Origin of the sequence: Pseudolysinimonas kribbensis (assembly GCF_039531715.1) — a bacterium.
Classification (GTDB): domain Bacteria; phylum Actinomycetota; class Actinomycetes; order Actinomycetales; family Microbacteriaceae; genus Pseudolysinimonas; species Pseudolysinimonas kribbensis.
The window spans coordinates 395,468-421,473 of record NZ_BAAAQO010000003.1 but is presented as its reverse complement, the minus strand read 5'-3'; the positions used below and the strand labels follow the sequence as shown (position 1 = coordinate 421,473).

Sequence of the window (26,006 nt, the reverse complement as noted above, 5' to 3'; positions counted from 1 at the left end):
CGTCAGTACAGCAGCGTCGTCAGCCGACGGCGCGCCGCCACCACGCGCGGATCCTCGGCGCCCGCGATCTCGAAGTACTGCAGGAGCCGACGGCGCACGACATCCTTGCCATCCTGCGGCAGCGCCGGGAACAGGTCCAGGAGCCGGTCGAACGCGTCGTCGAGGTGACCGCCGCTCACGTCGAGGTCGGCGACGGCGAGCTGGGCATCGACGTCGCCGCCGCGGTCGGCGGCCGCCGACCGCACGAGGGCGGCATCCACCCCGTCCAGGCGCTGCAGCAGGGAGGCCTGAGCCAGCCCCGCGACGGCGAGCTCGTCACGCGGATTCTGCGCGATGGCCGCCTCGTACTCCGCGAGGGCGGTCGCGTAGTCGCCGCGCGAGATGGCGTCGAACGCCTCCTGATGGTGGGGCGGCAACGGCTCCTCGACCGGTTCCGGCGCCGGGGCGTCGGGATCGGCGTCGGCGGCCGGGCTCAGCACGCCGGTCACGCCGTTCTGCGCCGCGAGCTGAAGCAGCTCGTCGAGGACCTGCCGCACCTCGGGTTCCGCGGGCATGCCGAGGAACAGATTCACGGGTCGACCGGCGACCACGGCGGCGACCGCCGGCACCTCGCGGACCTGGAACGCCTGGGCGAGTTGCGGGTTCACGGAGCCGTCGACCGTCGCGAGCGCGAGGCGGCCGCCGTAGGACCGCACGAGCCCGCTCAGGGCGGGCTGGAGTCCCGCCGCATAGAACTCGACGACGACCGGCACGCGGGCCGAGAGGTCGACGACGCGCTGGAACGAGGCGTCGCCCGCTTCGAAGACGAGCTCATCGGATGCCGCACCGTCCGCCGGTGCTGCTCCGGGCTCCGGGGCGGGGGCGTTCGCACGACGCACGAGCGCGGACAGGTCGACAGCCCCGCGCAGGTTCGGACCGGGAGGGACGTTGCTCACGCGATCGATCCTGACACGATCAGGGCACCTCGCTCGCGGCGATGAGCCCCTGGGCGAATCCGAGCAGCTGGATCTTCTTGCCCTTGGCGCTCACCGGCGGCACGTAGAACAGCAGTTGCAGCCCGTAGGTCGCGGTGATGCCCTTGAGGGACTGCGACTTGCCGGAGAGCGTCTTCACCTGGCCCGACGGGTTCACGGCCGCGCCCGTCTCCGTCGGCTTGACCGTCTCGATGTCGTGATCCTCCACCGCGACGATCTGGCCGGAGTCGTTCGTGCCGAACGCAACCGTGTCACCGGAGCCCGCCGTGTTGGTGTAGACGATGGTCGCGGTCGCCGGCAGGCTCGACTTCTTGCTGGCCTTGTAGGCGGCGCCGATCGCCGCCGCGAGCTTGTCGCCGGTGGCCTGGAAGTCGTCGGCGTACTTGCTCTTGTCGCCGTTGATCAGTGTGTCGCCGTACGCCTCGGCGAGCTGATCGGGTCGCAGGATGCCGATCTTGTTGTCGGCCGCCTGACGCTGGGCCCCGACCGTCGCGGGCGCCACGGCGGGCACGTCGAGCTCCAGCGTGGTCGCGTAGGTGATCTTGTAGTTCTCGCGCGGCGAGTTCTGCACAAGCATCATGCCGACCGGGGCCGCTTTCGCATCGGTCGCGCTCTCCACGACCGCGAACACGGCGCGCGGCCAGGTCTTCGTCTGCTGCGGCAGCGCGATCGAGACCTTGCCGGTCGGCAGCGCCGGGAGCGCCGGGGTGTCGGCACTGGCGCCGCGGATCGTGTAGTTCGCGGAGCGCAGGGCGAGCGCGGGCCCGTCCATCCGGGTCGCGAGCAGGGTGGCGTCGCGCGCGCTGTCGGCGTCCGCCACGGTGTGCTCGGCGCGATCCAGGATGTGGTCCAGCTGCGGTCCGGTGACGGCGGTGGGCTGCAGCTTGGGTCCCACCGGGGTCGGGCTGGCCGTGACCGCCGGCGTGACGGCGCTCGTGCAGCCGGCGAGCAGCAGCGACGCGGCGCCGGCCGCGACGAGCCCCAGGGCCGCGCTGCGGCGACGGCCGCGCTGGGGCGCTTCGATCGCCTTCCGATCGGCCCCGCGGCGCAGCTGGGGCGGGCGCGGGTTGCGCGGCGTCCGCGGGGTCTTGCGGCGGGGTCCGCGGCGGCGGCGAGCGTGGACGAGTGCCCAGATGAACGCGAGCAGGCCGAGCAGCAGCACGCCGATCCCGCCGATCACCAGGGGCGTCGACCACGGGGCCGAGTTGTCGAGCGGCCAGGTGATGCTGATCCTGGCGGGCGCCGCGCTCTTGCCGTTGGAGGCGACGAGCAGCGCGACATCGCTCGGGGCATCGATCTTGCGGGTGATCTCGGTCGACCCGGTCGACTCCTGGACCCAGAGGTCCGACCCCGCGGGCGACGGAGCCGTCCGATGCTGACCGGTCACGCTCTGCTGGGTGAACGCGAGCCGCTTCGCGCTCCAGCCGACGTCGGCGAACGACGTCGTGCCGATCCATGCCCGCACGTCGTTCCGGCGGCCCGCCGCGAGAAAGACGGTCTTGCTGCCCGCGATCGTGACCGTCTGGGTTCCCGGATGGGCGTGCAGGCTCGCCGGCTCGACGAGGGTCAGCGGCGCGTCGCCACGGACGGTCACCTCATGGGTGACCGACGAGGGCCCGGCCAGGAAGGTGCGCTGGGCGAGGCCGTAGCCGACCGTGGCGGCGGCGACCACGAAGAGAACGATCGCGATCACGAATCGCACGTAGGAGCTCCTCTCGTGCTGCCGGGTTCACGCATTGACGCGACCCGTCCGGGGCCGTTCGGGCCGGCCGGTAACCCGCCCAAGGGCACGCGGGGCAGGGGACGAAGACGTTCCAGGATACCGGAGCGCCCGGCCAACGTCTGGGAGGACTCTGGGCAGGTGCGGGGGCGGGCCCTCCGCGGGCGTCCCCGAACGGGGGTCGTCAGGTGACCGGGCGTCGTTACACTCGGATGGTTCCCCCCAAGCGATCAAGGAGCGAAGCGGTGGCAGACGACGCATTCGGGACCGAGCTCCGAGGGTACAAAAAGGACGAGGTCGACGAGACGGTCAGCCGGCTCCGGCGGGACCTCATCAAGGCGAACGCCGACAAGGCGGAGCAGACCAAGGAGCTCAAGCGCCTCCAGGCCGTCGCCGAAGACCTGCAGGCGGAGCTCGACGAGGTCGGCTCCCCCACCTATTCGGGCCTCGGGACCAAGCTCGAGAACACGCTCCGTATCGCCGAGGAGCAGTCGACCCGCCTCATCAGCCAGGCCGACATCGACGCCGAGAAGATGCGCGCCGCCGTGCAGGCGGAGGTCGCCCAGCTCCGGCAGGAGGCCGCCGAGCACGCCGAGAGCGTCGTCGGCGAGGCGAACGAGCACGTCGAGCGGGTGCGCGCGGACGCCGCGGCCGACGCCGAGCAGCTGCTGACCCGCGCGCGCGACGAGGCCGCGACGCTGCTGCAGGACGCTCAGCGCGAGGCCGCGTCGATCCGCGGGGCCGCGGCGACCGAGGTCGCGGACGCGAAGGCGACCGGCGCGCGCGAGGGCGCCGCCATCCGCGCGGAGGCCGAGCGCGAGGCGGCGGAGCTGCGCGTCGCCGCCCAGCGCGAGGTCGCGGCCGCCCGGGAGGAGGCCGCCGCCCTCTCCCGTGACACCGAGCGCGCCCGCGCGGAGTTCGTCGCCGAGGAGCAGCGCCGTCGCGCCGACCTCGAGCGCGAGCTCGAGGAGGGTCGCACCAACCTGGAGCGCGAGACCCGCGAGGCACGGCTCGCACTCGAACAGGACACTGCGGCCGCCAACGCGGCGCTCGATGCCGAGACCGAGAAGGCGCGCGCCGACCTCACCGCCCGCACGGCTCAGGCGAAGGTCGAGCATGACGCCGCCGTCAAGCAGGCCAAGGCCGAGCACGAGGCGACGGTGAGCCGCTCGCGCGCCGAGCTCGAGGCGGAGATCACCGGCCGCCGTGCCGAGCTCGAGGCCGAGCTCACCGCGCGACGCACCGAGGTCGAGAACGAGCTCGCCGCCAAGCTGGCGGGCATCGACGAGGAGGTCACCGCCAAGCGCACGGCGATCGATGCCGAGGTCGCGGCGCAGCGCAGCTCGCTCGAGTCGGACCTGACCGGCGCCCGCGCGGCGCACGACGCCGAGCTGGCGGGCGAGAAGGCGGCGTGGAAGGCCGAGCGCAAGGGCGCGAAGGACACGCTGGCCGCCGAGGTCTCCGGTGCGCGATCGGCGCTGGAGGCGGAGCTCGCCCAGGCGCGCAGCGTCCACGCGGCGCAGCTGGAGAAGGAGCGCGCCGACCACGATCGCGAGCTGGCACGGCAGCGCGCCGAGATCGAGCACGAGCTCGAGAACCACCGCGCGCGCATCCAGCACGAGACGGACGCCCAGGCGGCGACCCTCGCGGCCGCGGCCGAGCAGGCCCGCTCGGACCTCGAGGTCGAGCTGAGCGCCCGGCGCGACACCGCCGAGAAGGAGTACGCCGCCACGCACGCGGAGGCGGCGAAGGCGACGGAGGAGTATCTGCGTCAGGCCAAGGCGCAGCTCGAGGCCGCGCAGAAGGACGCTGCGGACAAGCGCGCCGAGGCCGATCGGATCGCGGCCGACTCGAAGAAGAAGAACGCCGAGTCGATCGAGAAGGCGCGCCAGAGCGCGAAGCAGACGCTCGCCGACGCGGACGCCAGGGCCAAGGCGCAGCTGGCCGAGGCTCAGGAGCGCTCCGCACAGCTGCTCGGCGATGCCGAGGAGCGGCTCGGGCAGATCCGGGTCGAGCGCGAGTCGGTGGCCGGCTACCTGCAGAGCCTGCGCGGGATGCTCGCCCAGGCCGAGCGCGCCGCCGCCGATCACGGCTTCCCGATGGAGCAGGCCGACGAGCCCGCCGCCGCGAACGCCGGCGAGCCGGCCGGATCGGCCGACGACGAGGCCGCCGATGCCGGCGACGTCGACGAGGAGACCCTCGAGCGCGAGCACGCGTCCTGAGCCGCGCCGCGCCGCGCGGTGACGACGGAGCGCTCCGGTAGCCTTCGAGCGTGAAGATCCAGAACGCCTTCCGCCTCGGCCTGTTCGGCGGGCTCGGCGTCCTCGTGGCGATCGTCATCGGCGGGGCCCTGACGTCGCTGGCGACGATCCTCACCTATGTCGGCGCGGCCCTCTTCCTCGCGCTCGGCATCGATCCGGCGGTGTCGTTCCTGCAGCGGCACAAGTTCCCGCGCACCGCCGCGATCGTCACGGTGCTGGTCGTCATCCTGGGTGTCTTCACCGGCCTGGTCTTCGCACTCATCCCGGTGCTGAGCGACCAGATCAGCAATCTGATCGGGCAGATCCCGACGATCACCAAGGCTTTCAACAACGGGCAGATCGAGACGTGGTGGAACGGCACGATCCCCTGGCTGGAGTACTCGGCGGTCCTGCAGAACGTGCAGGACTTCTTCAACAAGAACGTGTCGTCGATCACGGGCGGCGTGCTGCAGACCGTCACGACGATCGGCTCCGGCGTGTTCGGGGTGATCATCGTCGCGATCCTGACCCTGTACTTCGTGGCTTCGCTGTCGAGCATCAAGCGCGGCCTTTACCAGTTCGTGCCGGCCACCAAGCGCGAGACGTTCATCGACATCTCGGAGCAGATCAGCAAGGCCGTGGGGCGCTACGTGATCGGGCAGGTCGGGCTGGGCCTCTGCAACGGCGTGCTGAGCTTCATCTTCCTGCTCATCATGTCGCTGACCACCGGGGTGAAGTACTACGCACTGCTCGCCTTCATCGCGTTCCTCTTCTCGCTCATCCCGCTCGTCGGAACGCTCGTCGGATCGATCATCATCACGTTCTCGGCGTGGCTGTTCAGCGACTTCAACATCTGGGCGCTCATCATCTGCGGGATCTACTACCTGATCTACATGCAGGTGGAGGCATACGTGCTGAGCCCGAACATCATGAACCGCGCGGTCAAGGTGCCGGGTGTCGTCGTCGTGATCGCAGCTCTGGCCGGCGGCACGCTCCTCGGGATCCTGGGTGCCCTCATCGCTATTCCGGTGGCGGCGGCGATCCTCCTCATCGTGAAGCAGGTCATCGTGCCCCGGCAGAACGCCCTCTGAATCCGCTGAGCGCTCGGGTCGGCTCAGCCCCGTTGCACGGCCAGGCCGGAGGCCTCCCACTCGACGATGCCGCCCTCGATGTTGGCGGCGTCGTAGCCCTGCTGCTCGAGGAACAGCGTCACGCGCGCGCTGCGCGCGCCCGAGTGGCACAGGACATACAGGGGGCCTTCCGGCAGCTCGGCGAGGTGCTCCTGCAGCGAGCTCATCGGCAGCATCACCGCGCCGGCCACGCTCACCTGGGCGACCTCGTACGGCTCCCGCACGTCGATCAGCGCAGCGTGGTCGAGCCGGGCGAACTCGGCCGGTGTGATGCTCTTCATCGCCGTGGTCTCCATTCCGTGGGCAGGGGCAGGGCGGCGGGGTTGACGCGGGCGACGATCTCGGCGAGCACCCGGGCGGTCTGCTTCTCGCCGACCCAGAGGTGCTTGCCGCCATCGACGGCGACCACGTCGGCGTCGGGCACGACGGCGAACCGGGCGGCGGCCTCCGCCGGCCGCAGGTAGTCGTCGAACTCCGGGATGACGGCCACCAGCCGCTTGCCGCTGCCCTGCCAGGCGGCGAGCTCGGTCCCGGTCGTGCGATGCAGCGGCGGCGAGAGCAGGATCGCGCCGACGATCGGCTGCTCGAGGCCCCACTTGAGAGCGACCTCCGTTCCGAACGACCAGCCGAGCAGCCACGGCTGCGGGAGCGCGCGGGCCGCCACCAGGTCCATCGCGGCGGCGAGGTCGGCGCGCTCCGCGATCCCGTGCCCGAACTCGCCGTCGCTGCGACCGCGCGGCGACGCGACGCCGCGGAAGTTGAAGCGCAGCACCGCGATCCGGGCGAGCTCGGGCAGCCGGGCCGCCGCCTTGCGGATGATGTGCGAGTCCATGAACCCGCCGTGCGTCGGCAGCGGATGCAGGCACACGAGCGTCGCGACCGGGTCCGCATCGAGGGGCAGCGCGAGCTCGCCGACCAGGGTGAGGCCGTCGCTCGTGTGCAGCTCGACGTTCTCGCGGCAGGCCGGCAGCTCGACGCCCGACCGGATCGCGATGGCGGCCTCGGCGGCGTCGCTCACGTGCGGATCCTCCAGCAGTGCGCGTGCCAATGCCGGCGGCCGGCCAGGTCGTCATCGGCGCCCATGATGCCGTCGGCGCGCCAGGTTACGACGTGCGCGGTCCCGACCTCGATGTCGCCCCCGCACCCGGGGCAGACGTACACCTTCACCGCGGACGATGCCGACTGCGGTTGCACGTTCCACGCACCGTCGCGGCGCGTCTCGACGCGCAGCCGGCCGGCCAGGGCACGCTCGAGATCGAGCGGCTCCGGCTCAGGCGCGTGGAAGCGGCGGCGGGGCACCATCCCAGCCTACGTAAGCGTCAGCTCCGGCCGCGTCAATACCAGTTGGAGGACTGCCAGTGCGCGAGCGCGGCGCACGGGGTGCCGTACCGGCCGGAGATGTAGCCGAGGCCCCAGGTGATCTGCGTCGCCGCCTCGCTCTGCCAGTTCGGGCCGGCGCTCGCCATCTTCGAGCCCGGCAGCGCCTGCGGAATGCCGTACGCCCCCGAGACGGGGTTGCCGGCGTAGACGTTCCAGTGCGACTCGTGGTTCCAGAGCGTGACGAGACACGAGTACTGGTCGTCGCCCATGCCACGGGCCTTCAGCATCCCGTACGCGATCGCCTGCGCCGTGCCCGGATCGGGGGCGGCGGCGCGCGGGACGCCCAGCCGCGGCGCGGCGGCGACGCGGGGCGGCTCGGGCTTGGTCACCGAGAACCCGTCGCGGGTGACGGCCGCCACCGTGACGGCGGACAGCGCGAACGTCTGACCGTGGTGCGGCCGCGGCGGGTCGGCGGTCGCGGCGACCGCCGGCATCCGGGGCTGGGCGAGCGTGAGCGCGATCAGCCCGAACGAGACCGTCACGGCCAGCAGCGACAGCGCGTAGCGCGCACGGCCCTGCTTCTGCGCCCGCACCGCGTGGCGGCGCGGCGAATAGTGCACCGCTTCGCTCGATGAACCGCCCACAGTCGTCCGATTGTAATCGACGACCCTCCGCGGGCCGCTCAGGGTGTGCGCACCGCCAGGATCACGGCGATGGTGGCATCCAGCAGCGCGTCCACCTGGGCCTCGGCGTATCCCCCGCGCTGGGAGTGGAACGCGACCTGCCGCAGGTCGTCGACACCGAGGGTCGACCCCGTCTGGAAGAACCGCCGGATGCGGTCCATCGTGATGTCGACCTCCCGCACGGAGTAGCCGGCCGTGAGCCAGTTGAGCCGGCGGAACCGATGACCGCGCGGGCGCGAGATGCGGGACAGGATGACCTCGGCACTCCCGCGGGCCCGCAGATACCAGGCCTGGTCGCCCGCGCTCTCGACGGCGGATTGCCGCTCGCGTGTCGCGAACGCGTCCTCCAGGCGCTCGAGGGCGGCATCCACGACGTCGGGCTGGTACCCGCGACGCCGCATCGAGAAGGCGGTCGTGCGGATCCGCTCGGAGTCGAGGCCGGCCTGGCCCGCCGGGGCGGAATACGCGCGCCGCGCCAGCTCCAGGAACTCCTCCACCTCGGCCGTGTCGTAGCCGCGGCCCTTGGACACACGGGGGAAGGTCGAGCTCACCGGGCGATCCTACCGACAGGTAGTGTGCGAACCATGGAGCAGCGCAGGCTTCGTGCGCGGTGCGTGATCGCGGGCGGCGGCCCCGGCGGCATGATGCTCGGGATCGGGCTGGCGCGCGCCGGCGTCGACGTGGTGGTGCTCGAGAAGCACGCCGACTTCCTGCGCGACTTCCGCGGCGACACCGTGCACCCCTCGACGCTCGACATCATCGACCAGCTCGGCATCCGCGACGGGTTCGAGGCGATCCGGCACCACAGCGTCTCGGGACTCGACATCGTGCTCGACGGCACCCGCCTGCACCCGATCGACTTCGCGAGTCTGCGGGGCCCGAACCGCGAGATCGCGCTCATGCCGCAGTGGGATCTGCTCAACCTCCTCGCCGAGCACGGGCGCACGCTGCCGGGCTTCCGGCTGCTCATGTCGACGGAGGCGGTGGCGCTGCAGCGCGACGACACCGGCCGCACGACGGGGCTCGTCGCCCGCGACGACCGGGGCGAGCTGCGGATCGACGCCGATCTCACCGTGCTCGCCGACGGGCGCGACGATCGGCTGCGGGCGGAGGCGGGCCTGACGCCGCGAGAGTTCGGCGTGCCGATCGACGTGCTCTGGTTCCGGCTCGATCTACCCGCGGGCGAGGTGCCGCCCGACACGCTCGCCTACGTGACGCCGCGCACGATGCTTGTGACCATCCCGCGCACCGGCTACTACCAGTGCGGCCTGCTGATCCCGAAGGGCGCCTTCGACGACGTGCGTGCGGCCGGCCTGGGCGCGTTGCGCGACCGGATCACCGGGGCGGCGCCCTTCCTGCGCGGCTCCGCCGAGGCGATCACCGAGTGGAGCCAGGTCAAGCTGCTCGCCGTGCAGATCGATCGGCTCGAGTGCTGGTGGACCCCCGGCCTGCTCGCGATCGGCGACGCCGCGCACGCGATGTCGCCCGCGTTCGGGGTCGGGATCAACTACGCGATCCAGGATGCCGTGGCCGCGGCGAACGCGCTCGCCGCTCCCCTGCGCGACGGCTCCGACCTCGCCCCGCACCTCGCCGCGCTGCAGCGGCGACGACTTCCCCCGGTCACCCACATGCAGGCCCTGCAGCTGCGGGCGCACCGGCTCATCGCGGGACGCTCGGCCGCGATCCTGCACACACCGCCGCGCTGGTACGAGCGCGCGATGCTCGCCCTGGCGCTCCCGATCGCCCGGCGCGCGGCCGCGAGGATCGTCGGGCGGGGGTTCCGGCCGGAGCGACTCGACGACGTGCCGCCGACCCGGTCGGATCAGCGCAGTCCGGCGACGCCCAGCACGTAGTAGATCGCGTACGCAACGGCCGCGCTCGGCAGGATCGAGTCGAGCCGGTCGAGGAAGCCGCCGTGCCCCGGCAGCCAGCTGGAGATGTCCTTGACTCCCAGATCGCGCTTGATGAGCGACTCCGTGAGGTCGCCCGCGGTGCCGACGAGCGCGAGCAGCACGCCCATGACGACTCCGACCCAGATCGCCACGTGCAGCATGAGCGGCGCGAGGATCGCGCCGGCGATGATCGCCACCACGATGGATCCCGCGAACCCCTCCCAGGTCTTGCCGGGACTGATGTTCGGGGCGAGCTTGTGCCTGCCGAGCCAGATCCCGGTTCCCCAGGCGCCCGTGTCGGTCGCGACCACGATGATCATGCACGCGAGCGTCCAGTACTGGCCGCCCACGGAGCTCGCGTGCGGCCCGGATGACGCGGTCAGCACGATGTAGAAGCCCGCCATGAAGGTCACGTACACCTGCACGAAGACGCCCGCGCCGATGTCGAGCAGCACGTTGCGCCCGCCCGTGCGGTGCGTCGGCAGGAGCAGTTCGACCAGCCGCCACAGCGTCACGATGACGATCGCGGCGAGCACGCCCAGCCAGAGGCCCTGCACCGAGACGCCGAGTCCGTAGGGGTGCGTCACGTCGCGCCAGAAGGCGAAGCCGTCGGGGTCCGGCGGCGCCGCCGCGTAGAAGGCGACCGGCATGACGAGGATGCCGACCACGACCGACACGACGCGGGGCGTCATCCGGCCCCCCACCCGGATCGCGGTCGACAGCTCCCACGCGGTGAAGCCGGCCAGCACGGCGCCGAAGATGACGAACAGCCAGTTGAGGATGATGAGCGAGACGATCAGCGCCCCGCCGAGCAGGATGCCGATGCCGATCGCCGCCGGCAGGTTGCGTCCGCTGCGGCGGTTGATCGCCTCGTTGGCGGCATCCAGCTGGGCGCGGGCCTCCCGCAGCCCGGCCTCGATGTCGGCTCGGGGGGCGTGACGCCGATCGGCTCGCGGCGCCGGGGTCGGCTCGTCGGGCGGGATCGCCATCAGACCTCGAGCAGCTCGGCTTCCTTGTGCTTGAGCGCCTCGTCGATCGCGTCGACGTGCGTCTTCGTGATCGCGTCGAGCTCCTTCTCCGCGCGGGCGATCTCGTCCTCGCCGACCTCCTTCTGGCCGTCGAGGTCGTCCTTGGCCTTCCGGCGCAGGTTGCGCAGCACGACCTTCGCGTCCTCGCCCTTGGAGCGCACGAGCTTGACGAACTCCCTGCGCCGGTCCTCGGTCAGCTCGGGCATCGTCACCCGGATGATCGTGCCGTCATTGGTCGGCGTGGCGCCGAGGTTCGGGAAGGCCACGATCGCCTTCTCGATCTCCTTGAGCGCGGTCTTGTCGTACGGCGTGATGATGAGGGTGCGCGCCTCGGGGTTCTGCAGGCCCGCCAGCTGGTTCAGCGGCGTGGGCGTGCCGTAGTAGTCGACGGGGATCTTCTGGAAGAGGGCGGGATTGGCGCGCCCCGTGCGCACGGTCGCGAAGTCGTCCTTGGCGACCTCCACGGCACGGTCCATCTTCTCGCGGGCCTCGGCGAGCACGTCACTGATCACGTCGATCTCCTCACGGGAACATACGTCGATCCAGCTTAGCCGGGTGGCCGAGCGGCGCGGGTCAGGCGGGATCGGCCGCGGCATCCGGCACCGGACCGGTCGCCGGCGCGGCATCCGGGGCGGCCACGGCCGCGTCGCCGGCTCGTGCGCGGAGGAATCCGACGGTCACGAGCACCGCGGCGATCGCCGTGACCACGGCGCCGGCGATCAGGGCGCCCTCCTGGAACCCGGCGGACTGGGCGGCGGTCCACGACGACGTGATGTCGCCGCCGACCAGGGCCGCGAGCACGGTGCCCGCGACCGCGATGCCGACGCCGGTGGTGACCTCGGAGGCCGTGTCGACGAGCGCCGCCCCGATCGTCGTGCGGTTCGCGGGCAGCCCGCGCAGCACGTTGGTGCCCGCGACCACGCCGACCACCCGGAGACCGGCCGCGACCAGGGCGAGCGCGAGGGCGACCCAGACGTAGCCGAGGGAGCCAAGCACCGTCCAGACGGCGAGTCCGACCACGACCGCGCCGGCGCTGATCCAGGCGGCGCGCCCGAGCCCCACCCGCCGCACGAACGGGCTCACGATCGCGCCGCCCGCGATCAGCACGATCACCTGCGGCAGCATCCCGAGCGAGGCGGCGGCGGGCGACCACCCCCACGCGAGCTGCAGCTGCAGCGTGACGAGGAAGCCGAGCGCCGCGATCGCGAGACCGGCGGCCGCCTTGAAGGCGAGCCCGCTGGAGACCAGCGGACGGGCGATGAGGCGCAGGTCGAGCAGCGGGTGGCGCGCGGTCCGCTGGCGGACGGCGAACGATGCGCCGGCGACGACCGCGGCCGCGGCGACGGCCCACGGCATCCACGATCCGGCGCCCTCGTCGACGAACAGCGTCGGGGCGACCAGCGCGAGGACGACGGTGCCGGTGCCGAGCGCCGCGCCCGCGAGGTCAAGCGGCACGCGGTGCAGGTCCGTCGCGACGTCGGGCGCGATCCCGGTCAGGATGCCGGCGAACGCGAGCAACGCGATCGGCACGTTGACCAGCAGCAGCACCTGCCACGGCGCGACGGCGAGCAGGAGGCCGCCGGCGGTCGGCCCGACAGCGAGACCGATGAGACCGACGGTGGAGATGAGGTTGATGGCGCGCACCCGGGTGCCGTCGTCGCCGAACAGCCGGAAGGCCAGAGCCATCGATCCCGGGGTCGTCATCGCCGCCGCGACCCCCATGGCCACCCGGATGGCGATGAGCTCACCGATGGAGCTCACGAACAGCGTGCCGAGGCTCACGACCGCGAGCAGCAGGAGGCCGACGAGCATCACGCGCCGGCGGCCGAACCGGTCGGCGATGGCGCCGAACAGCAGCATGAGGCCGCCGAAGACGACGGCGTAGGAGCCCGTCACCCATTGCAGGGAGGTCGTGTTGGCGTGCAGGTCGCGCCCGATGGTCGGCAGCGCCACGTTGAGGATCGAGTTGTCGAGCATCTCGAAGAGGAAGACGGCGGAGAGCCCTGCCAGCGCGATCCACGCATCGCGCAAGGATCGGGGGGAGCGCCGGGTGGCGGCGGTCGGTGTGGTCATGCGATTACTTTACACACTAAAGTTAGTCGCACAAGGAAATGAGGTCGGGAATGCCCCGGACAGCAGAGCGCGGCGGCCCGCGCACGCGCGAGCGCATCGCCCGGATCGCGTCGCGGCTGTTCCTGGAACGCGGCTTCGACGCCGTCACCGTCGCCGAGGTCGCCCGCGAGGCCGGCGTCTCGAGCGTCACGGTGTTCAATCACTTCCCGCGCAAGGAGGACCTCTTCCTCGACCGCGCCGTGGACGCCTCCGACGTGCTGCTCGGCGCCGTGCGCGACCGAGACCCGGGCACCGATGTCCTCGCCGCCCTCCACGCCGCAGCCGACGACCTCGTCGCGCGCCGGCATGCGCTCTCGGGCCTCGCGCCGCTCGCGGCGCCGTTCTTCCGGACCGTCGCGGCATCCCCCGCCCTCATCTCGCGGGCGCGTGAGCTGGGCTTCGACCTCGAGCGCACCCTCGCCAAGGAGCTGGAGCGCGATCCGGGCTTCGACGGCGACGCGACCCTGCTCGCCGCGCTATTCATCGCCGGCTACCGCACCGTGCTCGTCGAGACCGCGCGACGCGTGCTCGCGGGCGACCCGGAGGAGGAGCTCGCGACCGACCACGGCCGGCGCCTCGCCCGCCTCTTCGCCGCGCTGACCGCCGGCGTCACCACCCGCGAATGACCACTTTGTGCGGGGCGCTGCACGAGCAACCTGCACAAAATGGTCATTCGGGAGCCGTCGTGAAGTCGATGAGCTGCTCCACCCGCCCGAGCAGCGCGGGCTCCAGGTCGGTGTAGCTGCGCACCCGGCCGAGGATCCGCTGCCAGGCACGGGCGATGTCGGCCTGGTCGGCGTGCGGCCAGCCGAGCGCCTCGCAGATGCCGTGCTTCCATTCCGTGCTCCGTGGGATCTCCGGCCAGCGCTGCAGGCCGAGGCGCTCGGGCCGCACCGACTGCCAGACGTCGACGTAGGGATGTCCGACGACGAGCACGTGCGCGCCGCTCGCGGCCTCGGCGATCCGGCTCTCCTTCGACCCCGGCACGAGATGGTCGACGAGAACGCCGATGCGGCGCTCGGGCCCGGGGCGCACCTCGGCGAGCCGGTCGGCGAGATGGTCGACGCCCTCGAGGTACTCGACCACGACGCCCTCGGCGCGCAGATCGTCGCCCCACACCTTCTCGACGAGCTCGGCATCATGCCGGCCCTCGACCCAGATGCGATGGGCGCGTGCCACCCGGGCGCGCTGCTCCGGCGCGGCCCGCGAACCGGATGCCGTGCGGGCCCCGGCGGTCGGCGTCGCGATGCGGGGAGCCCGCAGCCGCACCGGGCGCCCCTCGACGAGGAACCCGGCGCCGAGCGGGAAGGAGCGCCGTGCCCCGCGCCGGTCCTCGAGCTCCACGACGCCCTTCACGACCCCGAGGACGGCGCCGACGAACCCCTCCCGGCCGCCGGGCTCGGGCAGCTCCACGACCAGGCCCGGATCGGCATCCACCTCGGGGACGACCGGGCGGCCGGCGCGGCGCCAGTCGCCCGCGAGCACGTCGCCGCCGTAGCGGTCGTCGCTCACGATGTGAGCGCTGCGGAGTACAGGCCGAACGCCGTGAACCAGCCGGCGACCGTGAGCACGAGCGTCGTCGCGGCGGCCCACCACGAGCGCCGGCGGAACAGGAACAGCACGATCGTCGCCGCCGTGCCGGCCACGCCGAGGAGGAAGATCACGAGGGCCGCGACGAACTGCACGCCCCCCGCCTGCGCGGTACCGCAGACCCCGTCCGGGCAGGGCGCCAGGATCGACAGGCTCACGAACGCGAAGACGGTGCCGATCCAGTACGCGAGGTAGGCGACGACGAGCAGGACGACCGACAGCGCGACGTCCCACGGCGCCCGGCGCCGCACGGCTCCGGCACTCAGAATGTGCGCGGTCGAGCTCACGCCGTCACCAGCGTGCCGCCGGCGTCGCCGCCGCGGAGCGCCGTGGTGACGTTGCCGGCCGGCTCCATGCCGAAGACGTACATCGGCATCCGGTTGTCCATGCACAGGCTGAACGCGGTCGAGTCCACGACCTTGAGACCCTGGATGAGCGCGTCCTGGTAGGTGACGCGATCGAGCTTCCGCGCGTTCGGGTCGGTGCGCGGGTCGGCGGAGTAGACGCCGTCGACACCGTTCTTCGCGACGAGCACGGCGTCCGCCTCGATCTCGAGCGCGCGCTGGGCGCTCACGGTGTCGGTGGAGAAGTACGGGAGGCCGGCACCGGCGCCGAAGATGACGACGCGGCCCTTCTCGAGGTGGCGCTCGGCACGCAGCGGGATGTAGGGCTCGGCCACCTGCGACATCGTGATCGCGGACTGGACGCGCACCGGGGCGCCGGCCTTCTCGAGGAAGTCCTGCAGGGCGAGGGCGTTCATGACCGTGCCGAGCATGCCCATGTAGTCGGCGCGCCCGCGGTCCATGCCGCGCTGGCTGAGCTCCGCGCCGCGGAAGAAGTTGCCGCCGCCCACGACGACCGCGACCTCGACGCCCTCCGGGTCGTGCTCGTCCTTCGGAACGACGGCGGCGATCTCCTGCGCGATGCCGGAGACGACATCGGGATTGACGCCGAGCGATCCCCCGCCGAACGCCTCTCCGGAGAGCTTGAGAAGGACGCGGCGGCGGCGGTCGGTCATGGGGGCTCCTCGCGGGGTCGGCTCGGTCCAGGGTAACCGGTGGGGCGGGGTACGTAGATGCCGGCGGAGCTCGCTTCGCCGCCACCTCCGCCGAACTCGGGCCGCGGAAGCCGTTCGCGCAGCACCGGTGGACGACGGGCCGCCGCTACCCGAGTTGCGCGACCGTCGGACGACGAAAGGCCCGGGATCGCTCCCGGGCCTTTCGTGCAATGCGCTGTGCGATGCGTTAGGCGCCGACCTTGAACCGGGCGAAGCCCTGGATCGTCAGTCCGGCATCCGCGACGACCTTGCCGACGCTCTGCTTGTTGTCGCGGGCGTACTCCTGCTCGAGCAGGGCGACCTGCTTGTAGAAGGCGCCGAGGCGACCCTCGACGATCTTCGGCAGGGCCGCGTCGGGCTTGCCCTCGTTGCGGCTGATCTCCTCGACGATGCGGCGCTCGTTCTCGACTTCGGCCGGCGGCACGTCGGCCTTGGCGAGGTACTGCGGGTCGGCGAACGAGATGTGCTGGGCGATGCTGCGCGCGGTCGCCGCGTCGTCGCCCTGGTAGGCGACGACGACGCCGACCTGCGGCGGCAGGTCCTGGCTCGTCTTGTGCAGGTAGATCGCGTAGTGGTCACCCGTGAGGCGGGCGACCCGACGCAGCTCGATCTTCTCGCCGATGATCGCGGCCTCGTCGTCGATCAGGGTCGCGACGGTGCCGGTGCCGGCCGGGGCGGCGAGCGCCCCGTCGACGGTCTCGGCGCCGGAGTCCGCGAGCGCCTGCCCGACCTGCTCGGCGAGCGCGATGAACTTCTCGTTCTTCGCGACGAAGTCGGTCTCGCAGGCGAGCTCGAACAGGGTCGCGGCGGTCGCCGACTCGACGACCGACACGAGACCCTCGCTCGTCGAGCGGTCGGCGCGCTTCGCGTTGCCCTTCGCGCCCTTGAGCCGCAGGATCTCGACGGCCTTCTCGACGTCGCCTTCCGCCTCGACGAGGGCGTTCTTCGTGTCGACCATGCCCGTGCCGAGTCGCTCGCGCAGGGCCTTGACGTCTTCCAGACTGAAGTTGGCCATGGATGCTTCCTTACTGATGTCAGATGAACTCAGGATGCCGGGCGCTCGGCCCGCATCTCCGTTCGCGCGGGCGGGTTACTTCTCGGCGGCCGCGGTGGGCTCGGCGTCGGCGGACTCGGCGCTCTCGGCGTCGGCCTCGGCGCTCGCCTTCGCGGCGGCCTTCTTCTGGGCCGGCGTCTGCTTCTCGGCCTCGGTGGCCTCGGCCTCGAGGCGGGCCTCGGCGGCCTCCTCCGACTCCGGCGCGTGCTCGACGACCAGCGACGCGTCCTCGACCGGCGCGGTCAGCGCGAGGTCGGCATCCGCGTCGTTCTCCTCCACCGGCACCTCGGCGGCGACGATCTCGGCGATCTTGGCCTCGGCATCCGGGCCCTGGTCCACGGCTTCGATGCGCTCGGCCTCCGACTGCGGGTTCTCCGAGGCGTGCAGCAGCTCGGCCTCCCACTCGGCCAGCGGCTCGACGGCCGAGACGTTGCCCTCGGCCGCGGGCGCCTGGTGGCGCTGCACGAGCCCCTCGGCGGCGGCGTCGGCGATGATCCGCGTCAGCAGCGCGACCGAGCGGATCGCGTCGTCGTTGCCCGGGATCGGGTACTGCAGCTCGTCGGGGTCGGCGTTGGTGTCGAGGATGCCGATGATCGGGATCCCGAGCTTGGTCGCCTCGTCGACCGCGAGGTGCTCGCGCTTCGAGTCGATCACCCAGATCGCCGACGGCGTCTTGGTGAGGTTGCGGATGCCGCCGAGCGTCTTGTGCAGCTTGTCGAGCTCGCGCTTCTTGATGAGGAGCTCCTTCTTGGTGAAGCCCTTCGTCGTGTCGTCGAAGTCGATCTCCTCGAGCTCCTTCATGCGCGCGAGGCGCTTGGAGACCGTCTGGAAGTTGGTGAGCAGACCGCCGAGCCAGCGCTGGTTGACGTAGGGCTGGCCGACGCGCTGCGCCTGCTCGGCGACCGTCTCCTGCGCCTGCTTCTTGGTGCCGACGAACAGCACCGAGCCGCCGTGGGCGACCGTCTCCTTGACGAAGTCGTACGCCTTGTCGATGTAGGCCAGCGACTGCTGCAGGTCGATGATGTGGATGCCGGAGCGCTCGGTCAGGATGAAGCGCTTGACCTTCGGATTCCAGCGGCGGGTCTGGTGTCCGAAGTGCACGCCGCTGTCGAGCAGCTGGCGGATGGTGACGACGGCCATGGCCGTTCTCCTTCTTCTGCCGGCTCCGCTCGCGCAGCGGCCGGCGTCTTCTCGGTTGTGTCGATCGGCGACGGTGGTCGCGATCCCTGGTGCCGGGCGCGCATCCGCCTGCTCGCTGTACTGCGGGAAGGACCGAATGGATGCGGTGGCCGAATGGCACGCGAAGTCACCCCGCCGGGGCGGAGTGCAGGGCAAGTGTAGCCTCCTTCCCCGGCGTCGCGCATGTCGGCTGTGCACCAGATGCCGTGGCCGGCCCCCGCACGCCGGTGCACACCGCGAGGGTGGCGACATGCGATCCCGTGCCGCACCCCGCGTCCCGCGGTTCGTGGCGGTCGCGCTCATGGCAGTGGCGCTGGTGGCCGGGGGTGGCGCGTGCGCCTCGTCGGCAGCGTTCGCGGCGGACGCGGCGCCCGTGGCCGACGTGCTTCAGGAGAACGCCGCCGCGCGCTGGGCCTGGCCGGTCGCACCGCCGCATCCCGTCGTGCGCGGGTATCTCGCACCCCCGACGCCGTACGGGGCGGGGCATCGCGGGATCGACATCCGGGCGCCCGACGGCGCACCCCTGCTCGCACCCGACGACGGCATCGTGCACTTCGCAGGGTTCGTCGTCGACCGACCGGTGCTGTCGATCCAGCACGCCGGCGGGGTCCTGTCGAGCTTCGAGCCGGTGTCGACGACGCTCCACGCGGGCGACGTCGTGCACCGCGGCCGGGTGATCGGCACGGTGCTGGCGGGGCACTGCACATCGGGAACGTGCCTGCATCTGGGGGCGAGGGTCGACGGGCAGTACGTGAATCCACTGCTGTTCCTCGGCGGGGTGCCGCCGGCGGTGCTGTACCCGACGCGCGGTGGATGAGAGCGGGAGTCCGGCTCGTCGAGTTCAGCTCAGCTCACGCGCGCGGGTGCGCCGTCGCGTACGCGCTCCGGAGGCGCTCGGCGGAGACGTGCGTGTAGATCTGCGTGGTGGCCAGGCTCGCATGGCCGAGCAGCTCCTGCACGGCGCGCAGGTCGGCGCCGCCGTCGAGCAGGTGGGTCGCGGCCGTGTGCCGGAACGTGTGCGGCCCGGCGGGGCCGGATCCGGGCAGGTCCGCGAGGAGCGACGCGACGAGCTGGTACACGGTGCGCGGCGTGAGAGGGCGCCCGCGGGCGCCGAGGAACAGGGCGTCCTGGAACAGGGTGTCGATGCCGTCCGCCAGGAGGGCCGCACGGCCGTGCTCGAGGTAGCGGTCGAGGGCGTGCGCCGCCGGCACGCCGAACGGCACGACACGCTCCTTGCCGCCCTTGCCGAGCACCCGCACGGTCAGCCGGGTGCGATCCACGTCGCCGAGGCGCAGGCCGGTCAGCTCGCTCACCCGGATCGCGCTCGCGTACAGCAGCTCGATGATCGCCAGGTCGCGCACGGCGACGGGGTCGCTGCCGGATGCCCGCCCCTCGAGCTCGGCGAACAGCCCGTCGAGCTGCGGGCGGGTCAGCACGCGCGGCAGGTGCTTGTCGCTCTTCGGGGAGCGCAGCCGCAGCCCGGCGTCGGCGTTCGCGACGCCTGTGCGCGCGAGCCACGCGGTGAAGCCGCGGACCGCCGCCGTGCGCCGCGCCAGGCTCGACTTCGCGAGCCGTTCGCTCGCCTTCCACTGCCAATCCCGCAGCAGCTCGAGGTCGATAGCACCGGTGTCGGCGACGCCCGCCTCCTCGGCGAACGCGGCGAGATCGAGCAGGTCGCCGCGGTAGGCCCGGGCGGTCTGGGGGCTGAGCCCGCGCTCGAGCGTGAGCTGACGCACGAAGGCGTCGATCGCGGCGTCGATCCTCACGGGTCCATGGTCGCGCGCGGGCGGCTCCCGCCGAGGCGCGACACGGCCTGCGGGTCACGCCTCGGCGGTCCCGCCGCTTCTCTCGACGTCGCCGAGGTTGAAGGTCGAGCGCTTATTGGAGAAGGCCTCGCGCCGCTCGTGGGGCGTCATGGCGGCGAGCCGTTCGAGCACGACACCCGAGAACCCGGCAACCTGCGGCGGATCGCCGACCGGCACGATCGAGTGCACGACGGCGTGCGGGTACACGTCGACGAGGTTGATCGACTGGCCGCCGTCGACCCCGAGCAGAGTGTCGAACGGGCCGCTGGCGTCGATCGTGTAGCAGGTGGCGGCGGCGACCGAGACGGGGATGCCCGCGAACGTGCCGCTCATCGCATGGTGCAGGTGACCTCCGAGGATCGCCCGCACGTCGGTGCCGCTGATCACCTCCGCGAGCCGCTGCTGCTCCTCGAGCTCGAGGATCGCCATGATCTCGACCGGGCTCGGCAGCGGCGGGTGATGCAGGGCGAGCAGCGTGCCGTGGGCGGCCGGCACCGCCAGCACCGTCGTCAGCCAGTCGAGCTGCTCATCGGTGAGCTCGCCGTGGTGGTAGCCGGGCACGGTCGTGTCGAGCGAGACGATGCGGAGCCCGCCGATGTCGTGCACGCGGTCCTGCGGCGCGGTCGTCGGTTCCTCGCCGAACAGGATGGACGCGTACGGCTCGCGCTCGTCGTGGTTGCCCATGACCCACACGAGCTGTGCCCCGAGACGCGCGGCGACGGGCTCGAGCTGACCCTTCAGCCGGTGGTACGCCTCCGGCTCGCCCAGGTCGGCGAGGTCGCCGGTGATGACGATCGCCTCCGGTCGTCGCCCCGACCGCTCGAGCTGCTCGAGCGCCCGGGCGAGGTGCGCGTCGGTGTCGACGGCTCCGTAGAGCGGCCGCGGGCCGCCCAGGTAGTGCGGGTCGCTGACGTGCGCGATCGTGTGGATCGGCGGCGCGTACTGTCCGAGCTGGATGCGGGTGCCGGCTGCCATGCCCCCACTCTCGCAGCAGTCGCCGACGTTGCCGAGGTATCAGGCGGGCTCCGGTACGGTGCGGATCCACCCCGACGGACGGCGGCGCACCAGTCCCTCCAGCTCGAGCAGTCCGAGCTCGGCACGCACGCGATCCGGTGCGAGCCCCGAGATGATGGCGATCCGCTCCGACTCCCGACCGCTTCGCGTGCTCATGGCGTCGAGCAGGCGCAGCCGCGTCGCATCGAGGGGCGAGGGCGCGTCCGCCGCACCTCCGTCGGCATCGACGCCCGAGCCGATCGGCTCCTCCTCGCCGAGCAGCTGCGCCATCTCGGACGGCGTCGTCACGCACAGCGCCTCGCTCTCGCGCAGCAGGCGATGGCATCCGGCGGACGCCGAGCTGGTGACCGGCCCCGGCACGACGCCGACCGGCCGGCCGAGCTGCGCCGCGTGGTTGGCGGTGTTGATGGAGCCCGAGCGCCAGCCCGCCTCCACGACGACCGTCGCCTGCGTCGCCGCCGCGATCAGCCGGTTGCGCTGGAGAAAGCGCCATTTGGATGGCGCGACGCCGCACGGCACCTCGGCGGCGACGGCGCCGCGCTCGACGATCTTCTGCAGCAGCTGGTCGTGGCCCGCCGGGTAGAACCGGTCGACGCCGCCCGCGAGGAACGCGACCGTCGTGCCCCGGGAGGCGAGGGCCGCGCGGTGCGCCGCCCCGTCGATGCCGTAGGCGGCGCCCGAGACGATCGCGACGCGGCGGTCGACGAGGCCGGCGGCGGCCTCCATGGTCACGTGCTCGCCGTAGGCCGTCGCGGCCCGGGCGCCGACGAGGGCGATCGATCGGTCGAGCGCACGCAGGTGTGCCCGGTCGCCGCGCACCCAGAGGGCGAACGGAGCGTGCTCTCCGAGGTCGTCGAGTCCGCGCGGCCAGTCGTCGTCTCCCGGGACCACGAGGGCGGCGGCGAACCGCGCCGCCTGCCGCAGTGCAAGCTGCACCGCGCCGGCGCCGACCCGTCCGCGCCAGCGCTGGAGCGCGGCATCCGGGATCCGCGGCTCACCCGGCGCGGGTTCTTCACGCACCCGGGCCACGAGGGCGGCCATCGCCCGCTCGGCCCCGAGCTCGGCGACGAGCCGACCGGCATCACCGTCACCCGGCTCGGCCACGAGGCTCCAGGCCGCGCGCGCGAACCGCTCCCCCACCGCGGCGCGATCCGGCGCGTCCGCCACCGCACGCACGAGCGGGGCGACCGACGCCTCCGGCAGTTCGAGGATCGTCATTCGGCCATCGCCTTCCGCAGGTAGAGGGCCCGGCCGATCTGGTCGGCGGCGGGGCGATCCACCCCGTCGAGATCGCAGATCGTCCAGGCGAGCTTGAGCACGCGGTCGTAACCGCGCATCGTGAGGGCGCCGCGCACGAGTGCGCGGTCGAGCGCGGCCGTGGCGCCGCGCACCGGTGCGCCCGCGGGCGAGCGCAGCCACGGGCCGGAGACGTGCGCGTTGAGACGCCACGGAGTGCCTGCGAGCCGTTCCGCGGCCACGGCACGGGCCGCGACCACGCGCTCCCGTGCGGCGACACTCGTGCGCGGGCGCGTCGGCGCGGCGCGCAGCTGGGCCGCGGTGATCCGGCGCACGACGAGCTGGATGTCGATGCGGTCGAGGAGCGGCCCGCTCAGCCGGCCGAGGTAGCGCCGCCGCGCGAATGGCGAGCAGGTGCAGGCCCGATCGTCGACGCCCGACAGGCCGCACGGGCACGGATTGGCGGCGAGCACGAGCTGGAAGCGCGCGGGATAGCGGGCCGTCGCGTTCACCAGCGAGATCGCGACGACGCCCGACTCGAGCGGCTGGCGCAGAGCGTCGAGCGCAGCCGCGGGGAACTCGGGTGCCTCGTCGAGGAAGAGCACGCCGTGCGCCGCGCGCACCACCGCGCCGGGGCGGATCCAGCCGCTGCCGCCGCCGATCATCGAGACGGCGCTCGCGGTGTGGTGCGGCGCCTCGAACGGCGGTCGTACGCGCAGCCGCGATCCGACCGGGGCGCCGCCGAGCGAACGGATCGACGCCACCTCGAGCGCCTCCGCCGCCGGCAGGTCGGGCAGGAGCCCCGGCAGGCGGGAGGCCAGCATCGTCTTGCCCGCGCCCGGCGGTCCGAGCAGGAACAGGTGATGCCCGCCGGCTGCGGCGATCTGCGCGGCCTCCACCGCATCCTCGTTGCCGACGATGTCGCCGAGGTCGCCGGCGTCGTCGTCGGGGTCGACGGCGACCGGGCCGGGGATGGGGTCGCACTCCACCGGCTCGAGCTCGGCGCCGTGCCAGATCGCGGCGTCGCGCAGCGACGCGACGCCGACGACGCGCACGCCCTCGACCAGCCGCGCCTCGTCCGCGTTGCCCGCCGGCACGACGACGGTGTCGTAGCCGGCGCGCGAGGCCGCGAGCACCGCCGGCAGGGCTCCGGGTATTGGGCGCAGGCGACCGTCGAGCGCGAGCTCGCCCAGGTGCACGACGCGATCGACGGAAACGGCCGGCACCTTGCCGTCGGCGGCGAGGGCGGCCATCGCGATGGCCAAATCGAAGGCGGCACCGTGCTTGGGCAGCGCCGCGGGCGAGAGGTTCACGGTCAGCTTGCGCGCCGTGATGGCGAGCCCGGAGTTGTGCGCCGCCGCCCGCACGCGGTCGCGGGCCTCGCCGAGGGCGGCATCCGGGAGCCCGATCAGGATGAAGGCGGGCAGGTTGCTCGAGATGTCGGCCTCGATCTGCACGATGGCGCCGTCGATCCCGAGCAGGGCCACGGCATGGGAGCGTGCGAGCGGCATCAGTCCGCGCCCATCAGAAGATGCCCCGGAGGTGCTCGATCACGGCGGGGCGATCACGCGGGGCGATGACCGCGACTGCGTCGATGCGCACACGGGGGTGCGCACCCGCGAGCTCCGGATGAGCGTCGCACCACTCCCCTGCCAGTCGCCGCAGCCGCGCCAGCTTGGCCGCGGTGATCGCCTCGAACGGATGCCCGAACGCGACCCCGGCGCGGGTCTTGACCTCCGCGACGACGACCTCGCGCGACGCGGGGTCCTGCAGCACGAGGTCGAGCTCGCCCGACGGGCCGCGCCAGTTGCGGTCGAGCACCCGCAGCCCACGGCGCGTGAGGTGATCGGCGGCGATGCTCTCGCCCCGCGCTCCCAGAACATCCTTCGCGGCCATGTCGACGATGGTCGCGGGCCGGCGCGCAGCGGCGGATCGAAACCGCAGCGGGCGGGGACGGGTCCGCGCGCGGACGGCGTGTGGAGGGACTACTCGTCGAGCGCGAGCTCCTTCGGCAGCTCGAGGTCCTTGTCGCCGCGCACCTCGAGGTTGAAGTCCTTGTAGGTGATGACGCGCACGCTCTTCACGAACCGGTCGGAGCGGTACACGTCCCACACCCACACGTCGCTCATCGTGAGCTCGAAGTAGAAGTCGTGCTCGGTGTCCTTGCGCTCCACCGTCACGTCGTTCGCGAGGTAGAAGCGGCGCTCGGTCTCCACCACATAGCGGAACTGGCTCACGACATCGCGGTACTCGCGGTACAGGGCCAGTTCGACCTCGCGGTCGTAGTCCTCGATCTCGTCGTCGTCCATCGAGGGGAGTCTAGGCGCTGACGCCGAGGGCGTCCGGGTCGGCGGTCGCGTGCTCGGGATGCCGGCGCGACCGGGCGGATCAGGCGAGCAGGCCGTCCAGCAGCGACGGTGTCCGCAGCCACGAGACGCGGTGCAGCGGCGTCGGCCCGAGCCGGTCGATCGCCGCGTAGTGCTCGGCGCTCGCGTACCCCTTGTTGCCGGTCCAGCCGTAGCCGGGGTGGGTGCCGTCGGCGGCGATCATGACGCGGTCGCGATGCACTTTCGCGAGCACCGACGCCGCCGCGACCACCGCGCAGTCACGGTCCGCCTTGACCCGCATCGTCACGGGCGGACGCGCGCCCCCGAACACCGCCGCACCCCGGGCGATCGGCTCGGCGCGATCGAGCACCGGGGAGAGCCAGTCGTGCGATCCGTCGAGGAGGATCACGGCATCCTGCATCACGAGTCCGCCCGCGAGCAGGCCGGCGAACGCGCGCATCGCGGCGATGCCGAGCGCGACGATGATGCCCACCTCCTCGATCTCGTCGTTGGAGGCGAGGCCGACGGCGTGCGCCGTGCTCCAGGTCTGGACGATCGGATGCAGGCGCTCACGGGTCGGTTCGGGCAGCATCTTCGAGTCGCGCAGCCCCTCCGGGATGCGCCGCCCGTGCCCGTCGAAGACGCTCAGGCCCACGCCGACGGGCCCGGCGATCGCGCCGCGGCCGACCTCGTCGACGCCGATGACCATCGACGCGCCCTCGCGCAGCAGTCGCCGCTCGAGTCGAAGGGTCGGATCGGCGACCGTCATCCGCCGCTCGTGGTGGTCGTCGTGGGCGTGGGCGAGGGGGTCGGGGCGGGCTCGGTGCCCTTGGCGCCCGGCTTGCCGACGTCCGCGAAGGTCAGGGGGTAGTCGTCGAGCCAGGTCCAGCGGTCGATCGGCCAGGTGATCAGGATCGCGCGGCCGACCACGTCATCCATCGGCACGAAGCCCTTGCCCGGCTTGTCACGGTTGTAGCGGGAGTCGGCGGAGTCGTACCGGTTGTCGCCCATGACCCAGAGCGAGTTCTTCGGCACCGTGACGTCGAAGGAGTCCTTGGAGACGGCGGTGATGCCGGTCGGGAGCTTGACGTACGGCTCGTCGAGCGGACTGCCGTTGACGCTGATCTGACCGAACGCGTTGCAGCACGTCACGTGATCGCCGGGCAGGCCGATGACGCGCTTGATGAGGTGGTCGTTCGAGTCGGGGGCGGTCAGGCCGACGATCGAGAGCAGCCAGTCGAAGAACCCGGCGACCGGATTGGTGTCGACCGGCGGCGTGGGGGGCAGCCAGCCACCCGGGTCCTTGAAGACGACGACGTCGCCGCGCTGCAGGGGGAATGCCGAGGGCTGGAGCTCGTTGACGATGATCCGGTCGTTGACGTCGAGGGTGTCCTCCATCGACGGCGACGGGATGTAGAACGACCGGATCAGGAACGTCTTGATCAGGAACGAGATGATGATCGCGGCGAGCAGGATGATGAGCACGTCGCGGAGGAAGCGCCAGACGCCGCCCTTGCGCGGGGCACGGGCGGGGGCGTCATCCCGGTCGCGGGGATCGGCGACCGCGGTGTCGTTGAGCGTCATGTCTCCCTCGGGGTCGTCGCAATCCTATGCAGCGCGAACCCGGGAGAACGTCGCGGCGCGC

The 26,006-nt window shown here is 72.3% G+C and carries 28 protein-coding genes; 5 read left to right on the top strand and 23 right to left on the bottom strand.

Annotation, left to right across the window (positions count from 1 at the left end):
• Nucleotides 1-2: 2 nt before the first annotated feature.
• Both ABD285_RS08590 and ABD285_RS08585 read right to left on the bottom strand, forming a co-directional pair.
• Nucleotides 3-935 (bottom strand): co-chaperone YbbN, encoded by a 933-nt coding sequence (locus tag ABD285_RS08590; RefSeq protein ID WP_284252929.1) that lies wholly within the window; start codon nt 933-935, stop codon nt 3-5.
• Nucleotides 936-954: 19 nt separating this feature from the next.
• On the bottom strand, nt 955-2,676 hold the full coding sequence (locus ABD285_RS08585) for a DUF8094 domain-containing protein (protein WP_284252931.1): 1,722 nt from the start codon (nt 2,674-2,676) through the stop codon (nt 955-957).
• Nucleotides 2,677-2,939: 263 nt separating this feature from the next.
• Between ABD285_RS08585 and ABD285_RS08580 the strand changes: the two genes are divergently transcribed.
• Nucleotides 2,940-4,916, top strand: a complete 1,977-nt coding sequence (locus tag ABD285_RS08580) for a hypothetical protein (protein WP_284252933.1) — start codon at nt 2,940-2,942, stop codon at nt 4,914-4,916.
• 50 nt (nt 4,917-4,966) lie between these two features.
• Nucleotides 4,967-6,025: an AI-2E family transporter gene (locus ABD285_RS08575; RefSeq protein WP_284252934.1), complete on the top strand. Its 1,059-nt coding sequence runs from the start codon at nt 4,967-4,969 to the stop codon at nt 6,023-6,025.
• Between the two features lie 23 nt (nt 6,026-6,048).
• Here ABD285_RS08575 and ABD285_RS08570 read toward each other — a convergent pair whose 3' ends face one another.
• From ABD285_RS08570 to ABD285_RS08550, 5 genes are read right to left on the bottom strand one after another with little or no spacing between them, the layout of a single operon-like run.
• Nucleotides 6,049-6,345 carry a rhodanese-like domain-containing protein gene (locus ABD285_RS08570; protein WP_344201944.1) on the bottom strand — a complete coding sequence of 99 codons (297 nt, stop codon included), beginning with the start codon at nt 6,343-6,345 and terminating at the stop codon, nt 6,049-6,051.
• Nucleotides 6,342-7,082, bottom strand: coding sequence for an alpha/beta hydrolase (locus ABD285_RS08565; RefSeq protein ID WP_284252939.1), 741 nt, complete (start codon nt 7,080-7,082; stop codon nt 6,342-6,344). Before ABD285_RS08565 ends, ABD285_RS08570 begins: the two co-directional genes overlap by 4 nt.
• Entirely contained in the window at nt 7,079-7,363 is a 285-nt protein-coding gene (locus ABD285_RS08560) for a hypothetical protein (protein WP_284252941.1), read from the bottom strand. The genes ABD285_RS08565 and ABD285_RS08560 overlap by 4 nt, the downstream gene beginning before the upstream one ends.
• 35 nt (nt 7,364-7,398) lie before the next feature.
• Nucleotides 7,399-8,028 carry an aggregation-promoting factor C-terminal-like domain-containing protein gene (locus ABD285_RS08555; RefSeq protein ID WP_284252943.1) on the bottom strand — a complete coding sequence of 210 codons (630 nt, stop codon included), beginning with the start codon at nt 8,026-8,028 and terminating at the stop codon, nt 7,399-7,401.
• Nucleotides 8,029-8,066: 38 nt separating this feature from the next.
• Complete coding sequence (locus ABD285_RS08550) at nt 8,067-8,618, bottom strand: DivIVA domain-containing protein (RefSeq protein ID WP_284252945.1); 552 nt, start codon at nt 8,616-8,618, stop codon at nt 8,067-8,069.
• A 33-nt stretch (nt 8,619-8,651) separates the two neighbouring features.
• On the opposite strand from ABD285_RS08550, the gene ABD285_RS08545 reads away from it, so the two are divergent.
• The gene (locus ABD285_RS08545) at nt 8,652-9,920 is read left to right on the top strand and encodes an FAD-dependent oxidoreductase (protein WP_344201937.1); all 1,269 of its coding nucleotides are present in this window, start codon (nt 8,652-8,654) and stop codon (nt 9,918-9,920) included.
• Here ABD285_RS08545 and ABD285_RS08540 read toward each other — a convergent pair.
• The 3 genes from ABD285_RS08540 to ABD285_RS08530 form a co-directional block, all read right to left on the bottom strand.
• On the bottom strand, nt 9,890-10,948 hold the full coding sequence (locus tag ABD285_RS08540; RefSeq protein WP_344201934.1) for a phosphatidate cytidylyltransferase: 1,059 nt from the start codon (nt 10,946-10,948) through the stop codon (nt 9,890-9,892). The genes ABD285_RS08545 and ABD285_RS08540 overlap by 31 nt on opposite strands.
• Nucleotides 10,948-11,499, bottom strand: a complete 552-nt coding sequence (gene frr, locus ABD285_RS08535; protein ID WP_284252949.1) for a ribosome recycling factor — start codon at nt 11,497-11,499, stop codon at nt 10,948-10,950. Before frr ends, ABD285_RS08540 begins: the two co-directional genes overlap by 1 nt.
• A 61-nt stretch (nt 11,500-11,560) precedes the next feature.
• On the bottom strand, nt 11,561-13,060 hold the full coding sequence (locus tag ABD285_RS08530) for an MFS transporter (RefSeq protein WP_344201931.1): 1,500 nt from the start codon (nt 13,058-13,060) through the stop codon (nt 11,561-11,563).
• Nucleotides 13,061-13,110: 50 nt separating this feature from the next.
• Between ABD285_RS08530 and ABD285_RS08525 the strand changes: the two genes are divergently transcribed.
• Nucleotides 13,111-13,725: a TetR/AcrR family transcriptional regulator gene (locus ABD285_RS08525; protein WP_284252953.1), complete on the top strand. Its 615-nt coding sequence runs from the start codon at nt 13,111-13,113 to the stop codon at nt 13,723-13,725.
• 43 nt (nt 13,726-13,768) lie between these two features.
• Here the strand turns inward: ABD285_RS08525 and ABD285_RS08520 are convergent, their stop codons facing one another.
• The 5 genes from ABD285_RS08520 to rpsB all read right to left on the bottom strand — a co-directional run bounded on the left by ABD285_RS08520 (nt 13,769) and on the right by rpsB (nt 17,940).
• The gene (locus ABD285_RS08520) at nt 13,769-14,611 is read right to left on the bottom strand and encodes a DUF3097 domain-containing protein (protein ID WP_284252955.1); all 843 of its coding nucleotides are present in this window, start codon (nt 14,609-14,611) and stop codon (nt 13,769-13,771) included.
• A complete protein-coding gene (locus ABD285_RS08515; RefSeq protein WP_344201926.1) occupies nt 14,608-14,976 on the bottom strand; it encodes a hypothetical protein in 369 nt (122 codons plus the stop codon). The genes ABD285_RS08520 and ABD285_RS08515 overlap by 4 nt, the downstream gene beginning before the upstream one ends.
• Nucleotides 14,973-15,707: a UMP kinase gene (pyrH, locus tag ABD285_RS08510; protein WP_284252961.1), complete on the bottom strand. Its 735-nt coding sequence runs from the start codon at nt 15,705-15,707 to the stop codon at nt 14,973-14,975. Before pyrH ends, ABD285_RS08515 begins: the two co-directional genes overlap by 4 nt.
• 226 nt (nt 15,708-15,933) lie before the next feature.
• On the bottom strand, nt 15,934-16,761 hold the full coding sequence (gene tsf, locus ABD285_RS08505; protein ID WP_284252963.1) for a translation elongation factor Ts: 828 nt from the start codon (nt 16,759-16,761) through the stop codon (nt 15,934-15,936).
• Between the two features lie 75 nt (nt 16,762-16,836).
• The gene (gene rpsB / locus ABD285_RS08500; protein ID WP_284252964.1) at nt 16,837-17,940 is read right to left on the bottom strand and encodes a 30S ribosomal protein S2; all 1,104 of its coding nucleotides are present in this window, start codon (nt 17,938-17,940) and stop codon (nt 16,837-16,839) included.
• 289 nt (nt 17,941-18,229) lie between these two features.
• Here rpsB and ABD285_RS08495 point away from each other — a divergent pair, with 289 nt between their 5' ends.
• Nucleotides 18,230-18,796: a M23 family metallopeptidase gene (locus ABD285_RS08495; RefSeq protein WP_284252966.1), complete on the top strand. Its 567-nt coding sequence runs from the start codon at nt 18,230-18,232 to the stop codon at nt 18,794-18,796.
• Nucleotides 18,797-18,830: 34 nt separating this feature from the next.
• On the opposite strand, the gene ABD285_RS08490 is transcribed toward ABD285_RS08495, so the two are convergent.
• The 8 genes from ABD285_RS08490 to lepB all read right to left on the bottom strand — a co-directional run bounded on the left by ABD285_RS08490 (nt 18,831) and on the right by lepB (nt 25,945).
• On the bottom strand, nt 18,831-19,745 hold the full coding sequence (locus ABD285_RS08490) for a tyrosine recombinase XerC (protein ID WP_284252968.1): 915 nt from the start codon (nt 19,743-19,745) through the stop codon (nt 18,831-18,833).
• Between the two features lie 54 nt (nt 19,746-19,799).
• Nucleotides 19,800-20,759 carry a phosphodiesterase gene (locus ABD285_RS08485; protein ID WP_284252969.1) on the bottom strand — a complete coding sequence of 320 codons (960 nt, stop codon included), beginning with the start codon at nt 20,757-20,759 and terminating at the stop codon, nt 19,800-19,802.
• Nucleotides 20,760-20,798: 39 nt separating this feature from the next.
• Nucleotides 20,799-22,016: a DNA-processing protein DprA gene (dprA, locus tag ABD285_RS08480; RefSeq protein WP_284252971.1), complete on the bottom strand. Its 1,218-nt coding sequence runs from the start codon at nt 22,014-22,016 to the stop codon at nt 20,799-20,801.
• The gene (locus tag ABD285_RS08475) at nt 22,013-23,545 is read right to left on the bottom strand and encodes a YifB family Mg chelatase-like AAA ATPase (RefSeq protein ID WP_284252973.1); all 1,533 of its coding nucleotides are present in this window, start codon (nt 23,543-23,545) and stop codon (nt 22,013-22,015) included. Before ABD285_RS08475 ends, dprA begins: the two co-directional genes overlap by 4 nt.
• Nucleotides 23,546-23,558: 13 nt before the next feature.
• Nucleotides 23,559-23,939, bottom strand: coding sequence for a YraN family protein (locus tag ABD285_RS08470; RefSeq protein ID WP_284255587.1), 381 nt, complete (start codon nt 23,937-23,939; stop codon nt 23,559-23,561).
• A gap of 80 nt (nt 23,940-24,019) precedes the next feature.
• Complete coding sequence (locus ABD285_RS08465) at nt 24,020-24,343, bottom strand: DUF2469 family protein (RefSeq protein ID WP_284252975.1); 324 nt, start codon at nt 24,341-24,343, stop codon at nt 24,020-24,022.
• A gap of 79 nt (nt 24,344-24,422) precedes the next feature.
• Nucleotides 24,423-25,130, bottom strand: coding sequence for a ribonuclease HII (locus ABD285_RS08460; RefSeq protein ID WP_284252977.1), 708 nt, complete (start codon nt 25,128-25,130; stop codon nt 24,423-24,425).
• On the bottom strand, nt 25,127-25,945 hold the full coding sequence (gene lepB / locus ABD285_RS08455; protein WP_344201916.1) for a signal peptidase I: 819 nt from the start codon (nt 25,943-25,945) through the stop codon (nt 25,127-25,129). The genes ABD285_RS08460 and lepB overlap by 4 nt, the downstream gene beginning before the upstream one ends.
• Nucleotides 25,946-26,006 lie beyond the last annotated feature (61 nt).

Excerpts from the sequence above, each read along its gene's own strand:
- ABD285_RS08540 (WP_344201934.1), bottom strand. The coding sequence starts at position 10,948 with ATGGCGATCCCGCCCGACGAGCCGACCCCGGCGCCGCGAGCCGATCGG.
- rpsB (WP_284252964.1), bottom strand. The coding sequence starts at position 17,940 with ATGGCCGTCGTCACCATCCGCCAGCTGCTCGACAGCGGCGTGCACTTC.
- ABD285_RS08475 (WP_284252973.1), bottom strand. The coding sequence starts at position 23,545 with ATGCCGCTCGCACGCTCCCATGCCGTGGCCCTGCTCGGGATCGACGGC.
- ABD285_RS08460 (WP_284252977.1), bottom strand. The coding sequence starts at position 25,130 with ATGACGGTCGCCGATCCGACCCTTCGACTCGAGCGGCGACTGCTGCGC.
- ABD285_RS08525 (WP_284252953.1), top strand. The coding sequence starts at position 13,111 with ATGCCCCGGACAGCAGAGCGCGGCGGCCCGCGCACGCGCGAGCGCATC.
- ABD285_RS08495 (WP_284252966.1), top strand. The coding sequence starts at position 18,230 with ATGCGATCCCGTGCCGCACCCCGCGTCCCGCGGTTCGTGGCGGTCGCG.
- ABD285_RS08485 (WP_284252969.1), bottom strand. The coding sequence starts at position 20,759 with ATGGCAGCCGGCACCCGCATCCAGCTCGGACAGTACGCGCCGCCGATC.
- ABD285_RS08530 (WP_344201931.1), bottom strand. The coding sequence starts at position 13,060 with ATGACCACACCGACCGCCGCCACCCGGCGCTCCCCCCGATCCTTGCGC.
- tsf (WP_284252963.1), bottom strand. The coding sequence starts at position 16,761 with ATGGCCAACTTCAGTCTGGAAGACGTCAAGGCCCTGCGCGAGCGACTC.
- ABD285_RS08570 (WP_344201944.1), bottom strand. The coding sequence starts at position 6,345 with ATGAAGAGCATCACACCGGCCGAGTTCGCCCGGCTCGACCACGCTGCG.
- dprA (WP_284252971.1), bottom strand. The coding sequence starts at position 22,016 with ATGACGATCCTCGAACTGCCGGAGGCGTCGGTCGCCCCGCTCGTGCGT.
- lepB (WP_344201916.1), bottom strand. The coding sequence starts at position 25,945 with ATGACGCTCAACGACACCGCGGTCGCCGATCCCCGCGACCGGGATGAC.
- ABD285_RS08545 (WP_344201937.1), top strand. The coding sequence starts at position 8,652 with ATGGAGCAGCGCAGGCTTCGTGCGCGGTGCGTGATCGCGGGCGGCGGC.
- ABD285_RS08465 (WP_284252975.1), bottom strand. The coding sequence starts at position 24,343 with ATGGACGACGACGAGATCGAGGACTACGACCGCGAGGTCGAACTGGCC.
- pyrH (WP_284252961.1), bottom strand. The coding sequence starts at position 15,707 with ATGACCGACCGCCGCCGCCGCGTCCTTCTCAAGCTCTCCGGAGAGGCG.